General features: G+C 50.6%; 19 protein-coding genes. 5 read left to right on the plus strand and 14 right to left on the minus strand.

Annotation, left to right across the window (positions count from 1 at the left end; translation table 11 throughout):
* Positions 1-7: 7 nt before the first annotated feature.
* The 6 genes from AB1S56_RS21550 to AB1S56_RS21575 all read right to left on the minus strand — a co-directional run bounded on the left by AB1S56_RS21550 (position 8) and on the right by AB1S56_RS21575 (position 9,978).
* Positions 8-1,354, minus strand: coding sequence for an extracellular solute-binding protein (locus AB1S56_RS21550; RefSeq protein ID WP_340873453.1), 1,347 nt, complete (start codon positions 1,352-1,354; stop codon positions 8-10).
* A 167-nt stretch (positions 1,355-1,521) separates the two neighbouring features.
* Entirely contained in the window at positions 1,522-2,820 is a 1,299-nt protein-coding gene (locus tag AB1S56_RS21555) for an extracellular solute-binding protein (RefSeq protein WP_340873455.1), read from the minus strand.
* Between the two features lie 12 nt (positions 2,821-2,832).
* Positions 2,833-4,299: a helix-turn-helix domain-containing protein gene (locus tag AB1S56_RS21560; RefSeq protein ID WP_340873457.1), complete on the minus strand. Its 1,467-nt coding sequence runs from the start codon at positions 4,297-4,299 to the stop codon at positions 2,833-2,835.
* On the minus strand, positions 4,274-6,064 hold the full coding sequence (locus AB1S56_RS21565) for a sensor histidine kinase (RefSeq protein ID WP_340873459.1): 1,791 nt from the start codon (positions 6,062-6,064) through the stop codon (positions 4,274-4,276). The genes AB1S56_RS21560 and AB1S56_RS21565 overlap by 26 nt, the downstream gene beginning before the upstream one ends.
* Positions 6,065-6,194: 130 nt before the next feature.
* Positions 6,195-7,202, minus strand: a complete 1,008-nt coding sequence (locus AB1S56_RS21570) for a zinc-dependent alcohol dehydrogenase family protein (protein WP_340873460.1) — start codon at positions 7,200-7,202, stop codon at positions 6,195-6,197.
* Between the two features lie 16 nt (positions 7,203-7,218).
* A complete protein-coding gene (locus tag AB1S56_RS21575) occupies positions 7,219-9,978 on the minus strand; it encodes a polysaccharide lyase family 8 super-sandwich domain-containing protein (RefSeq protein WP_340873461.1) in 2,760 nt (919 codons plus the stop codon).
* Between the two features lie 346 nt (positions 9,979-10,324).
* On the opposite strand from AB1S56_RS21575, the gene AB1S56_RS21580 reads away from it, so the two are divergent.
* The gene (locus tag AB1S56_RS21580; protein ID WP_340873464.1) at positions 10,325-10,609 is read left to right on the plus strand and encodes a type II toxin-antitoxin system Phd/YefM family antitoxin; all 285 of its coding nucleotides are present in this window, start codon (positions 10,325-10,327) and stop codon (positions 10,607-10,609) included.
* Positions 10,587-10,892 carry a type II toxin-antitoxin system RelE/ParE family toxin gene (locus AB1S56_RS21585; protein ID WP_340873466.1) on the plus strand — a complete coding sequence of 102 codons (306 nt, stop codon included), beginning with the start codon at positions 10,587-10,589 and terminating at the stop codon, positions 10,890-10,892. The genes AB1S56_RS21580 and AB1S56_RS21585 overlap by 23 nt, the downstream gene beginning before the upstream one ends.
* Before the next feature lie 479 nt (positions 10,893-11,371).
* On the opposite strand, the gene AB1S56_RS21590 is transcribed toward AB1S56_RS21585, so the two are convergent.
* Together AB1S56_RS21590 and AB1S56_RS21595 are read right to left on the minus strand one after the other, a co-directional pair.
* Entirely contained in the window at positions 11,372-12,709 is a 1,338-nt protein-coding gene (locus AB1S56_RS21590) for an IS1380 family transposase (protein ID WP_367903392.1), read from the minus strand.
* Positions 12,710-13,454: 745 nt separating this feature from the next.
* Positions 13,455-13,640, minus strand: a complete 186-nt coding sequence (locus tag AB1S56_RS21595; RefSeq protein WP_340872034.1) for a hypothetical protein — start codon at positions 13,638-13,640, stop codon at positions 13,455-13,457.
* A gap of 352 nt (positions 13,641-13,992) precedes the next feature.
* On the opposite strand from AB1S56_RS21595, the gene AB1S56_RS21600 reads away from it, so the two are divergent.
* Together AB1S56_RS21600 and AB1S56_RS21605 are read left to right on the plus strand one after the other, a co-directional pair.
* Positions 13,993-14,397 carry a hypothetical protein gene (locus AB1S56_RS21600; RefSeq protein ID WP_340872032.1) on the plus strand — a complete coding sequence of 135 codons (405 nt, stop codon included), beginning with the start codon at positions 13,993-13,995 and terminating at the stop codon, positions 14,395-14,397.
* Positions 14,348-15,409, plus strand: coding sequence for a transposase (locus AB1S56_RS21605; RefSeq protein WP_340872030.1), 1,062 nt, complete (start codon positions 14,348-14,350; stop codon positions 15,407-15,409). Before AB1S56_RS21600 ends, AB1S56_RS21605 begins: the two co-directional genes overlap by 50 nt.
* 346 nt (positions 15,410-15,755) lie before the next feature.
* Here the strand turns inward: AB1S56_RS21605 and AB1S56_RS21610 are convergent, their stop codons facing one another.
* From AB1S56_RS21610 to AB1S56_RS21625, 4 genes are all read right to left on the minus strand, one after another.
* Positions 15,756-16,244: a hypothetical protein gene (locus AB1S56_RS21610; RefSeq protein WP_340872028.1), complete on the minus strand. Its 489-nt coding sequence runs from the start codon at positions 16,242-16,244 to the stop codon at positions 15,756-15,758.
* A gap of 75 nt (positions 16,245-16,319) precedes the next feature.
* Entirely contained in the window at positions 16,320-17,135 is an 816-nt protein-coding gene (locus AB1S56_RS21615; RefSeq protein WP_340872027.1) for an aminoglycoside phosphotransferase family protein, read from the minus strand.
* Complete coding sequence (locus AB1S56_RS21620) at positions 17,122-17,628, minus strand: GNAT family N-acetyltransferase (protein WP_340872026.1); 507 nt, start codon at positions 17,626-17,628, stop codon at positions 17,122-17,124. The genes AB1S56_RS21615 and AB1S56_RS21620 overlap by 14 nt, the downstream gene beginning before the upstream one ends.
* A gap of 231 nt (positions 17,629-17,859) precedes the next feature.
* A complete protein-coding gene (locus AB1S56_RS21625) occupies positions 17,860-18,690 on the minus strand; it encodes a lipid II flippase Amj family protein (protein WP_340872024.1) in 831 nt (276 codons plus the stop codon).
* 151 nt (positions 18,691-18,841) lie between these two features.
* Here AB1S56_RS21625 and AB1S56_RS21630 point away from each other — a divergent pair, with 151 nt between their 5' ends.
* Positions 18,842-19,384: a GNAT family protein gene (locus AB1S56_RS21630; protein ID WP_340872022.1), complete on the plus strand. Its 543-nt coding sequence runs from the start codon at positions 18,842-18,844 to the stop codon at positions 19,382-19,384.
* A gap of 161 nt (positions 19,385-19,545) precedes the next feature.
* Here AB1S56_RS21630 and AB1S56_RS21635 read toward each other — a convergent pair whose 3' ends face one another.
* Positions 19,546-20,226, minus strand: coding sequence for an SGNH/GDSL hydrolase family protein (locus AB1S56_RS21635; RefSeq protein ID WP_340872021.1), 681 nt, complete (start codon positions 20,224-20,226; stop codon positions 19,546-19,548).
* 17 nt (positions 20,227-20,243) lie between these two features.
* A complete protein-coding gene (locus AB1S56_RS21640) occupies positions 20,244-23,423 on the minus strand; it encodes an alpha-mannosidase (RefSeq protein WP_340872019.1) in 3,180 nt (1,059 codons plus the stop codon).
* Positions 23,424-23,448 lie beyond the last annotated feature (25 nt).

Below are 23,448 nucleotides of genomic sequence, written 5' to 3' on the forward strand. Positions count from 1 at the left end.
GCATCGATTATTTGGACTGCTTTATAAAGTCGTTGTGGCGCTTGACGATATTGGCCACGGTGTCGTCAAGCGACTGCGCATGCGTGAAATACTTCTCATATTCTTCCTTCCGCATGTCGATCACTTGCTGCTCCAAGTTCAGCGTGAACTTCTCCAGGTCGTCCCGCAGCAGCACCTTTTTGACGGAATCCAGGTCGTAGGTGTCCTCTACACCTTTCAATAACAGCTCTAGCGCCAATTCTCCGTCCGCATCCTTAGAAGCCGGCAGTCGTCCGCCCGCAGCCTGAGGAAGCATGCCGCCGTCCGCATACCACTTCAGGAACTTCCAAGCCGCTTCGACATTTTCCGATTTTGCATTGATCGATATGGCGTCGCCAACGCCTCCGATCGTCTTGAAGTCGCCTTGCTCCGTGGTCACCTTAGGAATCGGTGCGAATGCGATCTTGAAGTCGCGCGGATAGTCCTTCATGTTGTTGGCGAAGCGGAATATCCATTCGCCGGCATAGAACATGGCAGCCTTGCCGCCAAGGAAATCGGCTTCAATCGGCATTTTATTCGAGATCTGCTCGCCCATCGGCGGCGTTGTCTTATCTTCAAACATCATCTCATTCAGAATCTCCAGATAACGGCGTGCGTTCGGATCGCCCAGATTCGACGTCCCATCAGGCAGAATGTTGCCCTTGGCAGCGATCGAGCCGTCCATGATGAAGTCTAGTTCGCGCAGGGTCTGCACCATACCCCATCGATCATTTGTCCCTAACTGCTTGGCGTAATCCTTAACATCCTCCCAAGTCCAGTCATATGGCACAGGCAAGCCCGCTGCGTCCAATGCGTCTTTGTTCAACCACATAAAATAAATGTTCTTCTTCGTCGGCATCGCATAGTATTTTCCCTCCACCTGCCATGCCTTGGCGTCGGGGCCGATCTTGTCATCGATGTCGTAATCCCCGAATTGGGCGAGGTCGACAGCATTGCCGGCCTGCACCCGCTTCTCCAATCTTGGGAGCAAATAGCTGGCATAGAGATCGACGCCTTGGCCGGTCATGAGAGCGGTGTCCAGCTTCAAGTTGCCGGCGTCGTCATTCACATATCGAACGTACTCGACCTGAATATCGGGGTTCTCCTTGTTCCAATTATCAACGACCTCCTGCGGTCCCGCTTCGGCAGGTACGCCACCCCAGAAGGTCAGCTTGATCGGTTCGCCGTTCCCCTTGTTCGCAGACGAATCGGTTTGCTTCTCATTGCCGACTGCTGTAGGCGCAACCCCGTTATTGCCTCCCGTGCATGCGGATAATAACAGTACGTTCACCAGCAATACGAGCGTGATAAGGCCAAGCTTAGATTGTCTCTTCATCTTTCAACCCTCCATGTAATTGTTGCTTGCAATTACACTATAGCAAGCCGAGCGCTCTCGAATAATGAATAGATCCAATGCTTGTATGGAACATATCACTCCGATTATGCAGGCGGAGAGCACAAAAAAACCCGGCATCGCCGGGTCATTGAAACATATTATTGTGTTTAAGTTTCGCTAAGCAATTGATTGTGCCGCATGGCCATCCGTTCCATCGTCTCGTCCAAACTCTGAAGCCCCATGAGATATTTTTCATATTCTTCCCGACGGATATCGATCACCTGCTGATCCACCTTAAGCTGATAAGTAGGATAATCATCGCCGAGAACGCGCAGCAGCGAAGGGACGTCATACAGATGTTCCCTATCCCCGAGCAGAAGCTTCAGGGCCTGGTCCCGGTCAAATGCGCGGCTCGCCGGAATGCGGCCTCCGCTGATCGTCGGAAGCATCCCTTCATCCGCATACCATTTCAGGAACGCCCAAGCCTCCTTTGGATGAGGAGAACGAGCGTGAATCGATATGGCGTCCCCCAGACCTCCTAACGCGCTGTAGCCGGTCTGCTCTTCTTCGATTCGCGGTTCAGGGGCAAAGGCGATCTTGAAGCTGCGCGGGTACTGTTCCGTATTATTAGCGAAGCGGAAGATCCATTCACCGCCGAAGAACAGACCGGCTTGCCCGCTCAGAAAGATCGGTTCGACCGGCATCTTGTTCGCTATCTGATCGCCATACTGAGGCGTCGTCCGATCCTCGTGCATCATCTCGTACATCGACTGCAGATAGCTGCGAATGTATGCATGATCGAGATTGGATTTCCCGTCCGGCTTGACGTAACCAAGCAACGACATTGAACCGTCCATGGGATAATGAAATTCGCGAAGGGTCTGTACCATTCCCCAGTCGGCGTGATCTTGCAGTATACGTGCATAATAGCGAACATCTTCCCATGTCCAATCTACAGGAACGGGCAAGCCCGCTTGATCGAGCAGGTCCTTATTCAGCCAGAAAAAATGACGGTTCTTCTTCGTCGGGATTGCATAATACCGTCCGTCGATTTGCCACTCCTCGGCCTCTGGACCCATCATCTCATCGATGTCGTAATCGTCGAATTGGTTGAGAGCCAGCGCCGTACCCGCCAGAACGCGACTCTCTAGACGCGGGATCGTGTAACTGGCGAACAAATCGATGCTTTGCCCCGTCATAAGCGCCGTATCCAGCTTCATATTCCCCGAATTATCATTGACATAGCGTACATACTCAACCTGAATGCCCGGATTTATCGCGTTCCACCTGTCGACAACCTCCTGCGGTCCTGCCTCCGCGGGTACGCCGCCCCAGAACGTCAATCGGACAACGGGGTCCTCCCCCGGTACGGTATCGCCGAGCCAATCTTTTCCGGACGAGTCGCAGCCCGCCAGCAAACATAGAATCAACGCAAGCAAGCATAGCCTGTATACCTTGTTCGCCATAAGCCGACTCCCCTATCGTTGTCCGACATTTTTCCTGTAGTCACCTGGCGTAAGCCCGGTAAGTCGCTTGAATATCCGGTTGAAATAATTGGTATTCATAAAGCCGACTTTCTCTGCGATATCGTTGATCGATAGGTTGGTTCGCTCCAAATAATGGACGGCTCTTTCGAATCGGATCTTATGCAGATAACGAATCAGCGTCTCGCCTGTCTTCTTCTTGAACAGGTTGCTTAAATACGTCTCATCCATTGCTACATACTTTGCCATCGACTTGACCGTAATCTGCTGTCCGTAGTGCTGTTGAATATACTGGCGGACCTTGTTAATTTCGTGGTGGTCCGTCTCATCTATCGTCCGATCAATCCAATGCCGCATATCGGATTTCATATAAGCGGACAGCCGCTTATAGAGCTCCTCATGGTTGACGCATGAAAGCAAGCTCTCCCGTCGATACTCGGCGCTTTCCGCAATCCGTCTGAAGGTCGCGTCCAGTCTGCCACCCGTTTCCATGACCGCTTGCAGGGGCATGCGCTGCTCCCTCATCCGATCCCACATATTCTCTAGATGCCTCTCGCAAGCGTCGATGTTTCGCTGCTCGAATAACCGAATCAGATCCAGCTCCAAACTCCAGGTTACTGCATGCTTCGGCTCATCCTGGAAGCTGTCGGCGTAGTCGACTGCCTCCTTGCGTCCTGTATACCAGCATTCGCCAAGCTGTCTCATCATGCCTCTCCATACCTGTTCCAGTTGATTCGCCTTTATCTCAGGCGAGAAGATCATGGCGTACGGAACGACGGAGCGAGACCGGAATTGAACTGGACGGATCGACCACAGAAAGACGGTCGTTATGCCTAACTCGGTAAACAATTGCGTTGTACAAGCATGTCTTGAATCTATTAAGTGAAGCGCTCGCAATTGTTCGATCGAAAACGAGGCTTGCCCATGCAGAATCACGATCATCCTAAGCGTCGATTCGCGAGCTCCCTTGAACGGGTGGGTCCCGCCAGCATGTTCCTGGGCGGGGGCTCCGGCATGCCGCATCTCCTCCCATATCGCCCTATAATACGTCATGGCTTCCGAGTTGCGGTCAGACATCGCATGCTCAAGCTCGTCATGTATCTTGCATAATGCCTCACGCAAGGACTGCACGGTCATCGACAGCTTCAAGATGTAGCTGGAAGCCCCATATTCAAGCGACTTCTGTACATAATCGAATTCATTCATGCAGGTCAGCATAATAAATTTGCTCCCGATCCCGGCTGAACGGGTCTTCACCAGGAGTTCCACCCCGTCCATAAACGGCATCATGATGTCGGAGATGACCAGATCAGGCGATTCCGATTCGATGATCGTGAGCGCTTCCACGCCGTTCGAGGCTTCCCCGATCAGACGCATGTTCATATCATCCCACTGGATGATCTCCTTAATCGACTCGCGTAGAAAGAGCTCATCTTCAACGAGCAGTACGGTCCAAGCCATCTTCGACACCTTCCTTGTAGGGGGTAGACAGCAATAACGGGAGGCACAGCCGTACGACCGTACCTGACTCCGTAGTTGTCAACTCGAGCCATCCTTCGGACCGGAACAGAATCGACAGCCGTTCCCTCAGGTTGGTTAATCCGATCCCCGTACGTGATCTCATCTGCTGGGAATCGCCAGACCGTTTGGCTGAGACACCGTTGTCCGCGACCTCGATATGGAGCTTTTCTCTTGCAGCATATACACGAATGGCAATCCTTCCATCGCCGTCAAGGTTCGCAATACCGTGATAGATCGAATTCTCGACAAGCGGCTGCAGGGAGAGCTTCGGGACAAGCGAATAGACCAGCTCGTCCGGCACATCGTATTCTAAGCGAAATTGATTGTTGTACCTGAACTTCTGAATAGAAACATAGGCCTCGAGCAGCTTCATTTCATCACCTAGATGAATCAATTCGATGTCCGTGTTGAGACTGGTCTCGAGCAGCTTGCCAAGCGAGATACAGATCTCAACGATGTCGTCGTCCTGTTTGCGCATGGCGATGAACTTCACGGTGTTTAACGTATTGAACAAAAAATGGGGATTCATCTGTGATAGCAGCATCTGAAATCGAACAGCCTCTTTCTGTACCTGCTCTAGCTTGAGCTTATACACCATTCCGTTCATGTCCAGAATCATCCGGTTGAAGGCACGGGTCAGCTCCAGAATTTCACCTTGGTAACCACGCTCAGAGACGTTCACCTTCAGATTCTTGTCTACGACGTCCCGCATCTTGTTGCGAAGAGTCTGCAGCGGTCTTGTGATGGAAGAAGAGATGAATAGCGTAATGCCCACGAACAGCAGCACAATGAACAGGAAGACGGTAAGTGCTTGTTCCTTCAAACGCTGCACGTCCCGGAACAGGACCTCCTGAGAGATGGCATTCGCGATGAACCAGTTCAAGGCAGGCACATAGCTGAACGTAACGATGGTCGAAGCTTCAGGGTCGATGAAGGAGACGCTCTTTCCTGTCGACCTGTCTCCGTCCAGCATCCGTGCCACCGTATAAGGCGAGATCGGCTGCTTAACGTCGGATTGGAGAATTGTCTTTCCGCTTGTGTCGAGAATATAGTACGTTTGGGGCAAATGGGACCGTTCCCTCATGCTGTTGAACCAGAGGGTATAGTCGATGCTAATGCGGGCAAGGCCATACGAATCCCCGCTCGGTTCGCGAAGTTGCGCGAATAAGGATAACAGCCGAGGGCTGCTCGAATGGTCGGAAAGCACGTAGTTTGTTTCATCGGTTACCCATTGATAAGCGGAGGATGCGCTCATCTTCGAGCGTGCATCCGATACAAAACGATCATAATCCAGCCGCTCGCGCGGCAAATAAGAGGTGTAGATGTGCCGATGATAATCGGCCAATGTATAGTGAACCTGAGGGGAATGATACAGGAACAACGTATTGTCGATCGTATTCATCTTTTCTTCGAGCAGGTGCTGCCGATCCAGCGCATGGACTTCCTCCGGCGACCTGAACAGGCGGACCATTCCGGAATCCTTCTCCAACAGAATAAACGCTTTCATCACGACGGACATCAGTTCGTCGAGCGAAGCGTTCATGTCTTCGATTTCCTTCTGGTTCTTCGCAATCAATTGTTCCTGCATCGAGTTCTCGATCATCTGGAAAACGTACAGGGACAGCGCAGTCAAAGGGGCGAAAATAAACAGCATGAAAGCAAGAAACAACCGATATTTTAAAGAACCCGGTATGAATCTGTTCATCGCCATCGCCCCTCTGCCGTCCGAGCTTTCTCTAAGTATACCAGATCAATCGATTTGCGAGAAAGATAAAAGCAAAACAACTAGGATTCGTTCCATGCTATTCTGTGAAATCTGCTATCCGGCCGAAGCCTTATGGCTGAATTTGCACCTTGTACTGATCAGGATCGCGGGGGCCGGCCAAGAACTGCGCAGCCTCCTCCAATCCGATTGTATCGGAGATGAGCGGTTGTACCTGAATGCGACCCGCAGCGAGCCAATGCATCGCGGGGACAAATGTATGGTTGATCGCCATCGAACCGAGCAGCGTCCAATCCCTCTTGAATAGCTCAAAGGGGCTTAGCGGTATCTTCGCCTGCGGATCGGTCACCCCGAACTGCAGATAGGTGGCGGCAGGACCCATAAATGAGAAGGCTCGTTCGATTACGGCAGGTATGCCTGTAGCTTCAACTACAACATCGAAACCGTGAGGCGCGATCTTCTTCATCCGGGACGGATCGAGCTCGCTGCTGAGCACAGAGTGAGTTGCACCGAGCTGCATCGCCATGCTCAGCTTGCGCTCCGATATATCCGTCGCGCAAAGAACCGAGGCGCCCGAGGCGGACAGCGCTTGCACAAGCTGTTGTCCCATAGAGCCTGCGCCAAGCAGCAGCACCCGACTTCCGGCCCGAAGCTGCAGCCGGTTCATGGCATGGACGACGCAAGCCATCGGCTCGATGAACGCTGCCTCTGCGAATGTCATGTCCTCGGGAAGCTTCAATGCGTTCCGCGCGGACACCTTCACGAACTCGGCCATGCTGCCGTTCAGCGTGACGCCAATCGCCTCGAACCGGGAGCACTGATTGCCTCGATTGGTCAGGCAGAATTCGCAGCTCCCGCAAAACAGGTTCGGATCGGCGCTGACCCGGTCACCTGGCGCAAACCCGTCGACACCTTCTCCCACTTCATGCACGGTCCCGGAAAATTCATGTCCAGGAATGAGCGGATAAGGCGAGATGTAAGAGCCTTCGAAAATGTGGATATCTGTGCCGCATATCCCTGTTCGCTCCACTCTAATCGTAATCTCGCCGCTTCCTGGGCTTGGATAAGGAACCTCTTGAACGACCGCTCGATGCGGCGCTTCTATTACCAATGCTTTCATGCTGTTACCCCATTCCTCAATCGGCCACGAATTTGATCGCATCCCCGATAACATAATCGTTATTCCCTGCATTTGTAAGTTCGACATACCCCGAGGTGCCGGCCGCGAACGCGTGCGTGCCGAGCAGCACCCAGCTTCCGCCAGGAGATACTTGCTGGTTCACTGCGTACGTCTGGGAACCTCCGCTGTAATAAACGGTGAACGGCGCGTTGGTCGCACGCTTCGAATCGCCATCCGGAATGCGGTAATAGACTTTATAGTCGCCCGCAGCGGGAAGATTTGGTCTAAAGCGCAGCTTGATCGACCCGTTGCCTGTCGCACGGTAGTAATAATCATCGCCGTAATAATTGTTCATATGTGTAGACGTTGTCCAGGAACCGATCTTCTCAGCAGCTGCATTGTCGACAATCACTTCTTCCGGCAGCGCGAATTTTGCCGTGAACGTCTTGCCTTTCGCATTCTGCACATCCACTGTCAGCTTGATTGTAGGGGCCAATTGAGTAACGACTACGCCCGGATCGGTAGAGATTGCGCTGATCGCGCTGCGCTTGATTTCGAGCTCGATCGTTCCCGTATTTGCTTGCGTAGGATCGGACACCGATACTTCCAGCTCGCCAGCAGAAGTCTTCGTCATCACTGCTGCCTTCTTGTTACTGGATAGATAGTCCGCCCCGTCGTCCTGCACCCATGTTAACGAATCCGTCCAGAAAGCAGCGCCGACAATACCGAGATTTCGTTCCTTCACGGACTGCACAGCCGATGTGTTGGCAAGTACTTCAATATCCGGGTTACTTGCGTAGCTGCTCACTTGACTGCTGCTTTTGTTCGGGAGAATGACGTATTCATAGGCCGCGCCCGTCGGATCTGTGCCATGATCGAAGAACAGCGTCATATAGTTACGCGTGACCGTCGTCGTATCCCTGAAGGCAGCATTGTTGTTGATCTGGCTCCAGTTGCCCGACCTTGCTTCTCGCAGCCCCGTCAGTGCGGCCGGCTCGGGAAAATAGTAGCCGATGTCCGCTCCAGCGACATGACCGGCCAGATGCGCCCAATCGACGTTCGTCATCGTCTCCGTCCAGCCAAGCGTTGTCGGCTTCGCTGTGCCATTCACCGTGAACGCGTTGTTGCCTGCGCTGCCGAGCTTGCGATTCTCTACGATCGTCTCGACCGCCTTCAGATCGGAAGACACGATCCCCGCCCCCAGAGCAACGATCTCGTCGTCGAACATGAACCAGGACTTCTTGGCCTCTAGCGTCTTCCCGAAAGGATGAAGCTCCATGCCCGTGACGCCGTACAAGCCTTGCATCGATACTCCGCCTACCCAATTCTTGTCGCTGTTCTTGCCCGCGCTTACCGTCGTATCCCGCTGCACCGTCGTCCCCGGCAGCCGGTAGGAGTTCACCGTCGGCCAGAAGTCGTCGCTGAACTGCGCCAAATCCTGATTATACAGATAGGTCATCCCGTCGGCCGTATGCCAGCCCTTGGTGTTCTCGCTGTTGATGGATTCGAAATTACGCGTTCGCGTGCTGGAATGCATGCTGATGCCGAAGCCAAAGTCAGGTCGCAGATGCACGGTTCTATCCATCCTGGGGAACTGCTTGTTCATGACGAGTTCACCCCGCGGCGTTATCGAGCTGTTTCCCGTAATCGCCTTGCCAAGCGTGACCATGTCAAGCGTTGCATATTCAAAGAAATTCCTGTAGGTATCCTCCTGAATCCAGTATTTGGCCATACTGCGGAGCCGGTCGGCATCCGACAAAGGCGCGATCTGGGACAAGCGGATAACCGCCTCAATAACGCGATGGCCATAGACGTGATCCTGGTAAATTTTACGCGAGATGTCCCTTCCCCGGGTCATGTCCATGATCAAGCCCTTGTAGACGAACGGCTCGTACGAATCGTAGATGAACTTATAGATGTTGGCCCGATCGCTGTCCGTTACCTCCCATGTGGAATTCTCCAGCAGATAGATCACCGCCGCCATGTCTCGAATCAACGATGCGCCGTATCCGCCGGCATACGAGTAGGAGCCGTGCTGAATGAAGGATCCGTCGAGGTAGAATCCGTCCGAGCTGGTCACGTAGTTGAATACGTTGCTCATGCCGTTGCGCGCTGCTGCAATCTTCGTCCCGTCCTTAACGATAATGCCGCGAACGCCTACGACTGTCGCTTTCCACACACGATTGGCGCCGTCCATCTGGACGGTCGGCGAGAAGTGATTCACCGTGTTCATGTAATTGGCGATTTGCGAAGCGCTTAACTGATCGTACAGGAGTACGACGATGTCATTGAGCCGCAACGGGGCGCCTATCTGCCAATCCCACCAGTTGCCCCCCGTTTTGGTCGCATTATACTGATTGGCATACATCCAGTCCAAGGCGTCGACAAGGTCGGCCAGCAAGGCTGAATCGTTCTCAAGCGCCGAGCCCTTCACCGCATAAGCCAGCGCCATTTCCCTCAGACGGTCATAGTTGCTGGTCACATTGCTGGAACTGCTGCCCGTGATATCGCTCCACAAGTATGTCCGCGTCGGAGACGTATCCATGCTGTCCCAACGCGCTTGAGCAACTGCAGTGATCGAGACGACCCGTGCCGCAATGTGCGGGTCGCTCGCGCTGATGCCCGTTCCCCCGGTCAAGGTGGTCTTCCACTTTTCCCTCAGATCATCAAATTCATCCGCTGCATGCACGTTCTGTAGCGGAGGAACCCCTAACATGACAAACAGCATGGCAAAGACGACCCCGTACGTTAGCGGCAAGCGATACATCCATCTCATAAACCCACATCCCCTCATGAATGGTGTGTCTGTTTGTTCCTAGATGTCTTCACCTGCAAGTATAGAGAAAGGATGACCGCCTGATAAGGAACAGAACCTGTGTATGTATAGCACATATTCATTCATTTATCCTGAATTACGAAAGCTCATTGGCAGCAAAGGATTGCGCCGGAATATGATGTCTGGAATTGCGAATTATTTTGAATGAGCTGTAGTTCGGGGAGAACAGATACTGGAGCGCATAGCGAATAATCCGGACTTTCAAATCGTTTATTATTCATGTCTCATGGTTATCATAATTATGATAAAATAAACTCATCACACAATACATTTGGGAGTGATTTCGTTGCCAATCATCAAACCCATTTCTGACCTCAGAAATAACTTCAATTACATTTCTGAAATCTGCCACTCTGAGGGTGAACCAGTATTCATAACTAAAAATGGTCATGAAGATCTAGTTGTGATGAGCCATGCTTTTTATGAAAAACAACAAGCAGTCATTGAACTGTATCAAAAACTGGCTGTTGCTGAGAAAGAAAGTGCAGATCCGTCAGTAGAGAGAATTGATCATGATGATCTTATGAAAAGCCTAAGGAGTCGTATCAATGGAGAAAAAACTGACGATTAAATACCTGCCTTCCGCTGCGCAAGATATTACCGATATTATCGAGTATGTCTCCATTGATAACCCTCCAGCAGCACACAATCTTCTTAATATATTTGATGAAAAGATATCAATTCTAGCATACTCCCCTTACAGCGGACCAATTCCAAATGACAGAAGACTACAACTGCTGAATTACAGAATGTTAGTAGTCGATAGTTATTTGGTGTTTTACGTTGTACATCTTGAGTTTATTGAAATTCGTAGAGTTCTACATGCGAAAAGAAAGTATGACTTTTTGCTGTAATGTTACGTGCTCCGGCTTTCGCCTAACGTTTCGTGTATTCAGCACTCTCAAAGAAGTTGAGTGTGTCCGACTGATACATCTTCCATGCCAACATCACCTGCCGGACCGAGGGGCGAATGCCCCGACGCGTTGAGTATGGTGATAGTTGATGTCACGGACTTCGAAGCCTACCCTACTCGATCTTTCTTTTCGTTATAATATTTTTCTTTCAATTCAATCGATTTACTTATATGATGCAAGTTATGGTAATTGGCTGGCATATATAATAATCCCCTGAATCCGTGACAGCTTAGGTCCCCTACCTCCTAGGCAGTCCGTATTTTGGAAAACAGGCGTAGAAGATTGTGTATCTTACAACATTCCCATCTTCGGATTCAAACAAGAAGCGCTTTTCACAGGAAGCAAGGCATGCGAAATAAACCTCCTTTTTTACAGGGGGGAGGCGACTGGTGGCTGTGCTTGCGTTTCATTCACAATAATCAGGCAAATGCCTGGTAGATTCGACGAACGGTTTGGAACCATGGACTGTAACGGCCGAAATTGAAGGACGTTTGTCGGGCATGGCGGCTGACTCTAGCTGCGATGTAGATGATGTTCTGAATGACAGTTCGGATACGACGGCGCCCGACGCCTCCACGAATCGGTGCATCATCTTGACGTAAGCTTTCTTGTCCCATGATGCGAAGCAGGTTATAGGCGAATACGCCAGCGTGCAGGACTAGCTCATTCGTATCGAACTTGCCTGCCGGCAATCGCTCCAAATCTAGATCGGTCTTAAGCTCACTATGAAATTGCTCGCTTGTGCCATGATCGCGATAAAGCTCAATGACACGCCATGGCGAGCAAGTCAGAGATGTCCAGTAAACGTTCACTTCCACATCTGGAAACATGAGCACCTGCCCATCCCGATCGATCGTACGCACGATGACGTGGAACACTTGACGCAGGTTACAATCGAAGTCTTTCTGTGGAAATGTAATCGCGCCGATGTAGGTGGTCTTCCCAGGGCGTTGCTCACAAGATATCCCTTTGTCTTCGGCTACTCGCAGCCAGCTTTCTTTGGAAGCGCCGCGAAGATTGACTTTAATGATGTAGTCAACATCTTTCTCCGCGTGGCAAACTTGCAAGTTTTCAAGACTATCGTGAGCAGAATCCATACGGACGAGTAGACGATCACTTGTAATGCGACGAGCGTAATGAATCGTTTCCCGAAGGAAATCAGCACCATCTTTCTGGCTGTGTGTACTACCTTCACGCAATTGAAGATTTACGCCATACCCTTCTCGGCCCAAATAGGCAAAGATGGGGGCATATCCAAATGTTCCTTTGTACGTGAGGGAGACACCTTCTTTTTTCGTGCCGGAGTTATCGAACGGCGAAACGTCAATGTCCAGCGGTATGACCGTATGCTCGCCTGCGTCAAGTCCAGTTACCGGGGCATTGAGGTTTCGGATGAGGTCGGCAGATTCCTGCAACAGAATGTCATTCCAATTGGCATCTATTGTTTGTGCAGCGGCATCCAGTCGCTGACGGAGCGTAGGGCTTGAAGGCACTTTGCGAATACCCAGGCATGTTTGAAACACCGTATCTTTGCGAAAAGGCTCGATGTGGTCGAAATCGCTTTTACCTTGGCAGAGCAGACCAAGATAGCTTTTCATGACTTCGCCGTTCCCGTGGATCGGATTCTCCATTCCTTTAACGGCTGAGCGATTAAGACGCTGAGACAACTGTGTATGGGAAAGCAGCGCACCGACCGCAGCCAAGCCTGCATGCGTTGTTAAGAGGATTTCCTTAGATTGGGTGAATTGGATCTTCATATTCAGCACCTCGTTGGTGAAAGTAGATAATAAGCGATTATCTTTAATTTTCGACTTCAGAGATGCATTTTCCTTTAAATATCTCGGTTTTTATAAACTTTGTATCACGGATTCAGGACTAAATGATACAGAACAAATATTCTAGTTTTTTTGATTCTTTTAGGTTCTTAAACGAGTTTCATTAATTTCGTCTAACGTTTTTGTATTCACGAACCTTCACTGCCTTAAGTGACCGGAAGGAACGGCCGCGATGCGGTGTTTTCATTATATATTTTAATAACATATAGGCCGACTTATAAAGATAACGACTTCCCTCTCTTTAACGACATATTTAATACAGTATTTTTTATTCCTAATCTTTTTATTCTACTGGCCTGTGTGCCATCTCACGTAATTATGATTAAAATAAGCAACTCTTCGAATCGAGTTAAATGGATCATAATAAATTTCTTGATTGCTTGTTTATTTCTATTCCTTCTATTGCCGTATGGTTTTATAGTGAATCTGGTTTATTCAATTATTGGTCTCATTGTATTATCGATTTACCTATTAATTTCTCATCTGCTTTATAAATTTGCAGCAACTAAATCGTAGGGATCTCTTTTGTACGTCGACTAAGTAGGGCAGCAAAGAATTATGTAAGATCAAACTGACACGGAACTCCAATTTTCTTCGCTAGAGTCTTTATATTTCAGACAAACTACTCAAACACATACTCAACCTGGCCGAGTATCGATTTAACATTCTAGAATGACTTGATAAACACACTCTCTGCGGGGCCAGTGTTCTCTCTCAAGGTACGCAGCCAATATCTCAGCTGATCTTTGGATACATGATTTTGGTTGGACCACGCTTTCATAGATTGGCCGCTAGCTCGAAAATCCGCTACGCGAGCGATCCATTCTTTACGACGCTGTTCTTTTCTAGACATGAGGCAACCTCCTGATCTTACTGAAGATGCCTCATTTTCTCATGAACAAGAATTGCGTTGAAGGTGTGCTGAGTTTGATACTTACCAATAATTGGATAACCAACAGGCCTGATAAATCGGCGCATTTGGTTCTCGAACCTTCTAAAATATTTAAAAAATCATATAGGCATTACGAATTATTTTTTATTGTCACGACCGTCATTTATTCGGTTGTGAAGGGGTGTCCGGCAACGGACAAAAAAACATGAAGGCGTAGTATGGCCTTGAAAAATGGACATTGGCATACCTTTGGTATGTTTATTTCATTTTTCGGGCCTTTTTTTATGCCTAATAAACAGGAGGAATTGGAAATATGGCTACAAAGGTGAAAGAACAACAGACACAACAACAAATTGCAACTGGGAACATGTTTTTTCAAGTTGATAAGAATGATCTGCTTGATGCGCTGCTGGCTTGTGCTCGGGTGGTTCAAAAAACTTCGGTTGTGCCATTGTTATCCTGTATCAAATTCGACTTGAATGGCAACACGCTTTTTGTTACAGCAATGGACCTCTCTCAAGCGGTGTTGCGTAAATTAAGCGTGACCAACTTCAATGACAGCAAAGGCAGTTACCTGCTTCCAGCGCGAGAAACGATTGACCTGGTTAAAAAGTTACCGAGTGGCGAAGTAACGTTCGCTCAGAATGATTCAATGGTGACGATTAACTATGGCACTCGCGAAGTTGTCCAGTTCAATGTTTTTTTCGATGCCAATTGAAACATTGAAGAAGGGTACCCTTGCATCCCGCTTCACCTTAATTGATGAGAATACCCCAACGCTCACCGCTATATATCTGCATATCGAGGGTGGGAAAGTGGCATTCATTGGTACTGATCAACATCGTATCTACCGCTACATTTCTGATGTAGTCATTGATGATCCGGAGAAGTTCCAGGACGCTATAATTTCAGATATTTACTTAAAAGGGGCTGTGGATTTAATCAAATCCCAAAAAGTTGACGTAGCGATCGATACTTCTTATCTTGTGATGCGAGATAACACTACCGTTTACTTCGGGCGGTTGCTCGAGGGGATCTATCCGAAAATCTCTCATATCGTCGACAAAAAGGATGATGATGAAGCGATGGGGATTCAAGTATCTCGTGGTGAGATGTTTGATACTTTGAATCGGATGCTATCACTGAATGGAGTAGAAAATAATCGGATCACTCTTGAAATTGATAGCGAAGTGGTGACTGTTCATTCTCAGTCTCTAACAGGTGAAATTTGCGAAGTGTTTCCGGGAGCTTTTTCTGCGTTGCTTGGAAAGCTGTACGCGATCGACTGGGTGGTCTACTGCAAAAAGCCGTTTAAGAGCCCCTTCCATGTGGTCAAATACTTGAGCCGGTACACCCACAAGACCGCGATTTCCAATAGCCGGTTGACCGTGATGAGTAAAGAGGCTGTCACATTCCAGTACCGGGATTACAAAGATAACGGCAAGGTGAAGCCGATGACGCTGGATGCCATGGAGTTTATCCGCCGATTCATGCAGCATGTACTTCCTTCGGGCTTTCAGCGAATTCGTTATTACGGTTTTCTCAGCAACTGTAATCGCAAGACCAAACTGACAACCTGTTTGCGCTTAACTCAGAGGGTCGTCAAGCCAAAAGTGAAGCTGACTGCGAAAGAACTTATTTGGAAGCTTACCGGCAAAGATCTTTCAAAGTGTCCTTCCTGCGGGGGCAACTGGCATCAGATACTTTCCATCGTTCCGCAAATAGAATGATGGTGTACAAACAGCATACGGACAGCATACAGAGCCGGCGTGGGGAGGGGGAAAATATGCCCGGACGAGCTTCTACCTCCACGTTTCAGTGAATATTGTTCGAAAATACTCTGATGATGTGAAGCTAAGGTGGGATGGGGGCAAATAACAAAACCCATAGAGTGAGAGACGAAGCCCGCGGCATCGTCCAACATGGATTTGCGCAATTGCCCTGTTACGTTCAGCGGTAATGATTCTACGAAATGACCTTCGTTTTCAGCTTCGAAGGTCATTTTTTCCGGGCAACTGCGCAACGAATCCAGAGTGTTAGATGATGGTTGGGCCTTCTCGAGTTACTTCCAGAATGTTATTTCATAATTTTTGAGTTTAGGTTTACTAAGTCTTCAACAACTTTTTTGTTAAAAGGATCTTGAAACAATTTAATAAATATACCTCTTAACTCATCTGTGTTTTCAATAATCAAATCTCTCTTTTCTATATTCAACATATTTTTATATAACCCATACAAAGCAACATCTGTTAAATCATTTTTCTCTTCGTAGGTAGTCAACATTGATATTGTTGAAGCACCTGCTATTTCAGATGTACATTGTTGATAGTTATTAAAGTTTTCATATTCTAAGTCCCTCCCAAAACAAGATGCTATTTGACTTAATTGAGACACATATAATTGATCAATCAAATCTTGTGTATATTCCAGTTTTCTTTGTTTATCTGATGATGAGATTATTAAAAATATAATCGCAACTACAAGAATTATAATTATTGAAAATAAGATTGAGAATTTTGTATTTAAATTTTTCATTTTTTCTCCTTTTCTTTGCCCAGCTTTCATCTAACACCATTTTGCAGCACATCACAAACTCCTAGATCCTTAACATCTTTAGACATCATTGCTCTTGAGCGCCTCTCACTTCAATCGTTCTTCAATGAACTGTAACAGCCGGTTTTGTTCCTCAGCAGGAATCCATTCCGTTAATCTAGCCGCTGCAACAGGCAGCATCCACTCATCAATGTCGCTAAACGGCAAACCCGATAAATCAAGATATTGGTCCAAATATAACTTGTGCATCTTGTCTCTCATCAGCTCAAGTGCCTCGATAACGTGTGATGGAGCGCCATCAGGCAATGTGCCGAAACGGAATAACAGTATCGTGCGAGCGACATCGCCAGCAGGATTGCCGATCACTCCCGTCATCCAATCTATAATCCAGCTGCGTTCACCAATCATAACATTATCCGGGTGAAAATCACCGTGACATAGATGATTCCCGTCCGGCAGATTTTCCAAATATTCAACAATCCGTTTCTTAACATCAGTTGTTAATGAAGAAGCGTTCAGAATGTTTTGGGCCAGCACCTTTTTTTGCTTATAGATGGAAGCTCCTGCCTCTCCAATACGCTCCACGTCGAGTTCATTATTATGTATACGGTAATGTAGCGCAGCAAATTTTTGGGACAAACGATTGAGTTCGCCAGGCTGTTCAATACTCATGCGAAGCAGTGTTGTGCCCTCAATTCGGTCAAAAACAATCCCATTCCGTTCATCACTGTCGACTAGCGCAAACGCTCTCGGAGCTGGAACGCCAAGGCGCGCAACAAGTTGATTCACTTCATATTCATATTTGACCACTTCGATCGGAAATCCATCCCTGTACAGCTTTATGATTTGTTGCTGATCATGGGCAAATATTTCGGCTGTCCGCCCCTCGCTAATCTTCTTCATGGCATCCTCTCCTCATTTCTTGGATCATTTGATAAAAAACAAGTGTGGCCCTATCATTTAGTGGCTTCCGTACACCCGTCTGGACAAACCCCATTTTTTCATACAGATAGCAATTCCTCTCTTCCTCTGCAATTGTTGCAAGCTCCCAAGAGATAGCTTGTGGAAACATTTGTATTATTAGATGAATCGCTTGTTGAGCAATTCCCTTGCCTTGATGCTCAGGCCGAATAAACATAGGACCAATCCAATAACGAGCTTCTTCCTTTACTTTCCATGAGCCACAAATTGCCCCGACTGGCGCGTTCCCCGCCAGTATTTTATAAAACCCTCCTTGAGGATTGTTTATTCTCTTCAATAATCTTTCAATGGTTTCATTTGCTGGGTTGGTATCATAATCTTTATACTTTTTCAATAACGGTAGAAAGGATTCGACTTGCATATCTAATAGTAATCTCGCATCTGATTCGACTGCCTTCTCAAGAGTTATCTCCATTCGGGCATCTCTCCACTACCGACAGCCTTAAACCATCTGTAGCATTTAACCGCATTCGGATCACTTAAAAGCTGGTTCTGATAACCCTTCAGCTTCCTCTGGTTATCACGGTCCTTAAATTTCTGTATGAGCTTAACGACTGCATGCATGGTTATGGGCTCCCTCCTCGGCAGGGTTCTGAAGTCCAGTATACCATCGGTTTCTAAATTTTAGTATAATAGGTAATTCCGCTTAAGCCGCCAACCATTCTACAGCCCACTTTATCCCATACGCGGCGGGCACCAGCAGGAGCTGGGCGAGCATGGTTCCCAGCAGTCTGGACAGCATCAGTAAGCCGAATACTTTGTTCAGTGCGTGGACGTCCTTTTCTCTCCGCAGCACCTTATCCGTCAACAAGCCGATCTGAGGATCGATTAATATCGTTAACAAGATCGTAGCTGCTCCGTTAATCATACCGGATGCCTGCGAGGCTGCCGTCGAATGTTCCAGAGACATCGCTGAGGCCAGAAGAGCGGCCAGCACGCCGATCGTGTAGATTGCTGTGACTGCGCAATTCATAATAACAAGTCGTTTCGGAATGCCTCCGATTCTGAGCTTGGAGAGCATCGCAAGCTTCGGGAACCGAAGGTGTGTCCGGGCGTTCTTCAGCTTGCGAATGGATACTGAATCGCGTACCATTTGCGGAAGTGAGCCCGAAATCTCCAGATGAGCGATCATTCGGCTGAACAGGATGACAGCGGACGGAAATAACACGATAGCAGTCAACGTCCCCAGCGTCGATGCTCCAACCATGACGCGCAGCTGATCCACTAGCGGAAAGTCTTGATTTTTTTTGGCGAAGTCGATTATATTACCCATCAGCGGTCCTTGAATCATATTCGATGTTCGAGACACCAGCAGTATGATGCCTGACAACGACAGCGCAACCGCCAGCTTTCCCAGTCGCACCCCCGCTAAGCGGATGGAGTAGGTGAGCGTCTCCGAGAGATGGATGACAAACGTCAACCATGCAATTAACAGCACTTGCTGAGCCAGGCGAAGCCCTCCCTTCCTTTTGCTCACAGCTCCAGGGTACTAGTGTCCCAGAAACTGTACCTTTAATTCCTATGGAGCTATTATATAGGTGTAAAATCATTCCAAAAACTGAAAGTTGACCCCTACGTTTTTCATATTATTGCTGGACGCTCATTTCCTATTGAAAGGACTTCACCTGATGAAAGATTACCCCATCTATATTCGCCCCTTAGAAAAAAACGACGCCGAGGCCCTGTTCGGCTTAAAGCGCCGCAATCGCGCTTTCTTCCAGCCTTTCGAGCCGATCCGCGATGAATCCCATTACACGCTCGCAGGGCAGGAGATGGAGATTGAGAGCTGTCTGTCTGGCATGAGTCAGGATCAGTCTTATACGTACGCCATATGCTTGGCCGGCAGACAGGAGCTTATCGGAAGAATCGCGTTAACGGGGATCGCGCGCGGTCCATTCCAGAATGCGTACATGGGCTACTATATCGATCATGTTTATCAAGGAAGGGGCTTCGCGACACAAGCGGTCACGCTCTGCGCCAGACAAGCGTTCTCGGAGCTTGGCTTGCACCGCATACAGGCAGCAGTCATGCCGCAGAACCTTGCATCTATTCGTGTGCTGGAGAAGGCCAGATTCCGGCGCGAGGGACTTGCGGTGAAATATTTGAAGATTAACGGCGTCTGGGAGGATCATGTGCTGTTTGCTCGCACAGCCGAGGATGACGTACGATAGCGGGACGGGCTGCCAGTGCAGGCCTATATAGAGAAAAAAGCAATCAGGCGGCTGCTAGGCCGCTGATTGCTTTTTTGGGTACGGCCTGCCCAGCCGCACCTCGCGTCTGGACGTGCCCAAGGCACGAACCCGACTGCCACATGAAGTAACTACAAAAAATGCTAAGTAAGCGCGAGCCGGCTTTCCTGCACGGCTTTCAGCCACTGAGCCGCAATGAGCTCGTGCCCGGCTGCTGACGGATGGATGCCGTCGTGAATCCAGAAGCTTGCCTCCGCCCGCTCCAAGGCGCGGTCGAACGGCTCCTGCAGCGCCACGAAGACGGCATCGTATTCGGCGGCAAGCGCGCGGACAATCTGGCCGTACGAGTCCGTCAGACCGCGCAGCTCCTCCCAGCTCTCTTCGGTATGTGTGCCCTTGAGAATAAACGGCTCGCACAGCACGAGGCCGGTGCCCGGCAGCACCTCCTTCGTCTCCTCCAGCAGATGGCGGTACGCCCGTTCGAACCGGTTCGTCGCCCCCTGAGGCAGTCTATTCACGATGCGCCAAGCGTCGTTGACGCCGATCAGGATACTGATCAGATCCGGTTTCAGGCTGAACGCGTCTTCGTTCCACCTCGCGTACAGATCCGAGACGCGGTTGCCGCCGAGTCCGCGGTTTGCGAAACGATGCCCCGATTCGGCCAGCTGGAAGCCAAGGCGGGCCGCAATCAGATTGGCGTAGCCGTGACCTAAGTACGGCGGGAACGGATTCGCAGGGGTCGGGTCATGCTCCGCTTGTCTCGGTCTACCGGCGTCCGTGATGGAATCCCCCTGAAACAAAACGGTTTTCCCTCTTGTGCTCATGGTCCTATGCTCCTCTCTTATGCTTGCTGTCCCTCGTGGAATGTAAGGAGAAACGTCTTGATCTCGTATGGCGCAAGCCCGAACGAGAGCGCCTCCCCGGCTGTCGGCTGACCCGCCGGCTTCTCCATGAGATTGCACTCTTGCCAGCTCGCGATTGCGGCGTCGCTGCGAATCTCAACGCGCCCCCGCGCCCCCGCATATTCGTGCAGCCTCAGCACCATCTGCCCGCCGTCCTCCGCTTGCTTGACGGCGTCAATCATCACATGGGCGCCCTGCACATGAAGCAGGGAGAAGCCTCTGCCACCGCCTATGCCATGCGCATAGCGGAGTCTGTTGTTCAGTGCCCAAGCCTCGCGGCAGGTGCCGCCCTCCAGCCAATCCCCCGCATGTGGAAGCAGTGAATAGGTGAATGCATGCTTACCCTCGTCTGCCCCCGGATCCGGCCAATTCGCCGATTTAATGAGTGACAAACGCATGATATGGCCTTTGATGTCATAGCCGTATTTGCAATCATTCAGCAGGCTGACACCATAACCGCGTTCGGACAGATCCGCCCATTGATGGCCGACCGTCTCGAATCTCGCGCTGTCCCAGCTCGTATTCCAGTGGGTCGGCCGCTTGACGTTGCCGAACTGGATATCGTATGTGGCTTCCGTCGCTCGAATTGCCACTGGAAATGCTGCCTTGAGCAGCTGCTGGCGCTCCCTCCAATCCGCCTCCGTCACAAAGTCGATACGGCGGCTGTGCGCGTACACAACCATCATCTGGGTAATACGGGAGTCCAGATACGTCCATTCGAACCGGATAGCCGCAAAGAGCTGCCCAGCCTCCGTCACCTCCACACTGATGAGCTCGTCGATCGTGCGCATCTTCTCCTGGTAATAGATATCGATATCCCAGGCGTCAAAGTTTTTGGGCTTATCCTCGAACACCTGCAGCACATTGCCGAGCTCGCCCGGCTTCAGCACTTCCCTGCCATTCTCAAGATCGCAAATACGTGTCAGTTGGCCGCTGCCATTCCACTCCAGCTCGTAATAAGGCGTTAGGACCTTCCCCGGGGCAAAGGTAAACGGAATGGCCGAAGCGTCCGCTTCCGCCTCGCTCCTCCTCCGTTCATCGCCAATGTAGACTGGCGCATATCCCATCGAAGGGATGTTCTCCGCGTACACATACAGACTGCCGTCCGAAGCTTTCTGCGAGAGCAGCGGTTCTCCGTTCTCCCCTAGCAACACCCCTCCTCCGGCAGAGAGAGCTGCAGCGGCATCACCCTCGAGACGCACCAGATCAGAGCGTATCCAGGCCGAGCCGTTGAATACAGTGAAACCTTCCTCGTCTGTGTTCGCCCCGCCGGCCGCCAGCCCGTTCGCGGATTGCAGCCAGGCCGCCTCTGCCAAGCGCCCTGCATCGGTGTACTCCTCCCTGCAATCCTCATACACCTCGGCTATGGAGGAGCCTGGAATAATATCGTGGAACTGGTTGCGCAGCACAATCTTCCATGCCTCGTGCAGCTCGGCTTGCGGATAGCTCTCCCAGCGCCCTGCCGATACGCTTCGAATGGCCCCAAGCCATTCTGCCTCCCTGCACAGCAGCTCCAGCTTGCGGTTGCTCCGCTTCACCTCGGCCTGGCTCGTATACGTACCGCGATGATATTCGAGATACAGCTCGCCATCCCACTCATGCACATAGGCGTCAGACTGCGCGACGGTCTGCTGCAGCCGGTCGAAGTAGGCATCCGCCCGCTCTGGCTCAACATGCGGCATGCCCGGCATCTGTGACAATCTGCGCCGCATCTCCAGCATATCCCGGTTCACGCCGCCCCCGCCGTCGCCGTAGCCATAAGCAAGCAGCAGCTCCTGGTTCAGCGCCTTGTCCCGGTAAGCATCCCATATCCCCTTCACCGTAAATGCGTTCATCTCGCCGTTGTACGTATACCACCACATGTCCGACTTCTCGGGCGTTGTAATAAAATGGGTCAAAATCTCCGTTCCGTCGATCCCTCGCCAGAAAAACGTGTCGTGAGGCAGACGATTGTATTGATTCCAGCTGATCTTGGTCGTCATAAACGTATCGATACCGGACTTCTTCAAGATCTGCGGCAGTGCCCAGCTGTAGCCGAACACATCGGGCAGCCATAAGTATCGGCATGTCTCGCCGAACTCCTGCTCCAGGAACCGAGTTCCGAACAGCAGCTGACGGACAAGCGACTCGCCGCTTGGAATATTGCAGTCTGCCTCCAGCCACATCGCGCCGCCGGCCTCCCACCGTCCCTCCGCGATGCGCTCCTTCATCTGCGCATAGATGTCCGGATAGTCGCTCTTCATGTAGTCATATAGCTGGGGCTGCGTTTGGAGGAAAAGATACTCCGGATACTGCTCCATCAGCCGAAGCACCGTCGAAAACGAACGAGCCGACTTCTCCCTCGTATGCTTGAGCCTCCAGAGCCACGCAACGTCGATGTGCGTATGCCCGATTGCGCTAACGCGAACAGCATGCGTCTTGCCTATGCTTTCGATACCGTCCCTCAGCAGACTGCGCGCCTCCCGAACGGATTCATAGAATCCTTCCGAGCCTGGCTTCGACCAGTCGAGCAGCAGGAATGCGCGGTTAAGCGCCGCAAGCAGTGCGGGCTGAACCGGATCATTCGGCGTCAGCTCCTTCACCGTCGCCAATGCCGCCTGCGCTGTGTAATACAGATCATCCGCCGCTTCCTCCAGCCAAGCCAGATCAGCGCGGGCAATCCGATGCTCCTGGGATTCCGGCGTTCCCCCGCCCTCAAGCCCCGACCATAGCCGGAAGCACAAGCTCAGGGAACCGCCTGCCGCTTCCGCAGGGAAGAACACCTCTTGATGATTGCTGTCCACACCTTGATAAGGCTCGCCGCCCACATACAGAAGCGCTTCGAAGCCTCCCGTATTGCCCGGACCAGTCTTGCCGAAGTCGAACAAGCCGACAACCTTACTCCCCGTCCACGCCGATGGAATTGCCACGTCCGCCTGCAGCCATAAGTACGCGTCTCTGCCGCCCCATCTATCGCCGCGCTTCCATACCTGCTCGAAGCCGCTCGACGGCGGCCTCGCTCCATTCCTTCCTTCGGGGTCCTCACAGCCCCGGAATGCCTCAATTGGCATGACTTCCCTGTATCTGTACTTCTCCAGCTCGGCTATACGCGCCTGCAGCTTTTCCTCCGTCCAGAACATCCCTTATCCTCCCATCGTGGCTTGT

The organism is Paenibacillus sp. PL2-23, from assembly GCF_040834005.1.
Lineage (GTDB): Bacteria > Bacillota > Bacilli > Paenibacillales > Paenibacillaceae > Pristimantibacillus.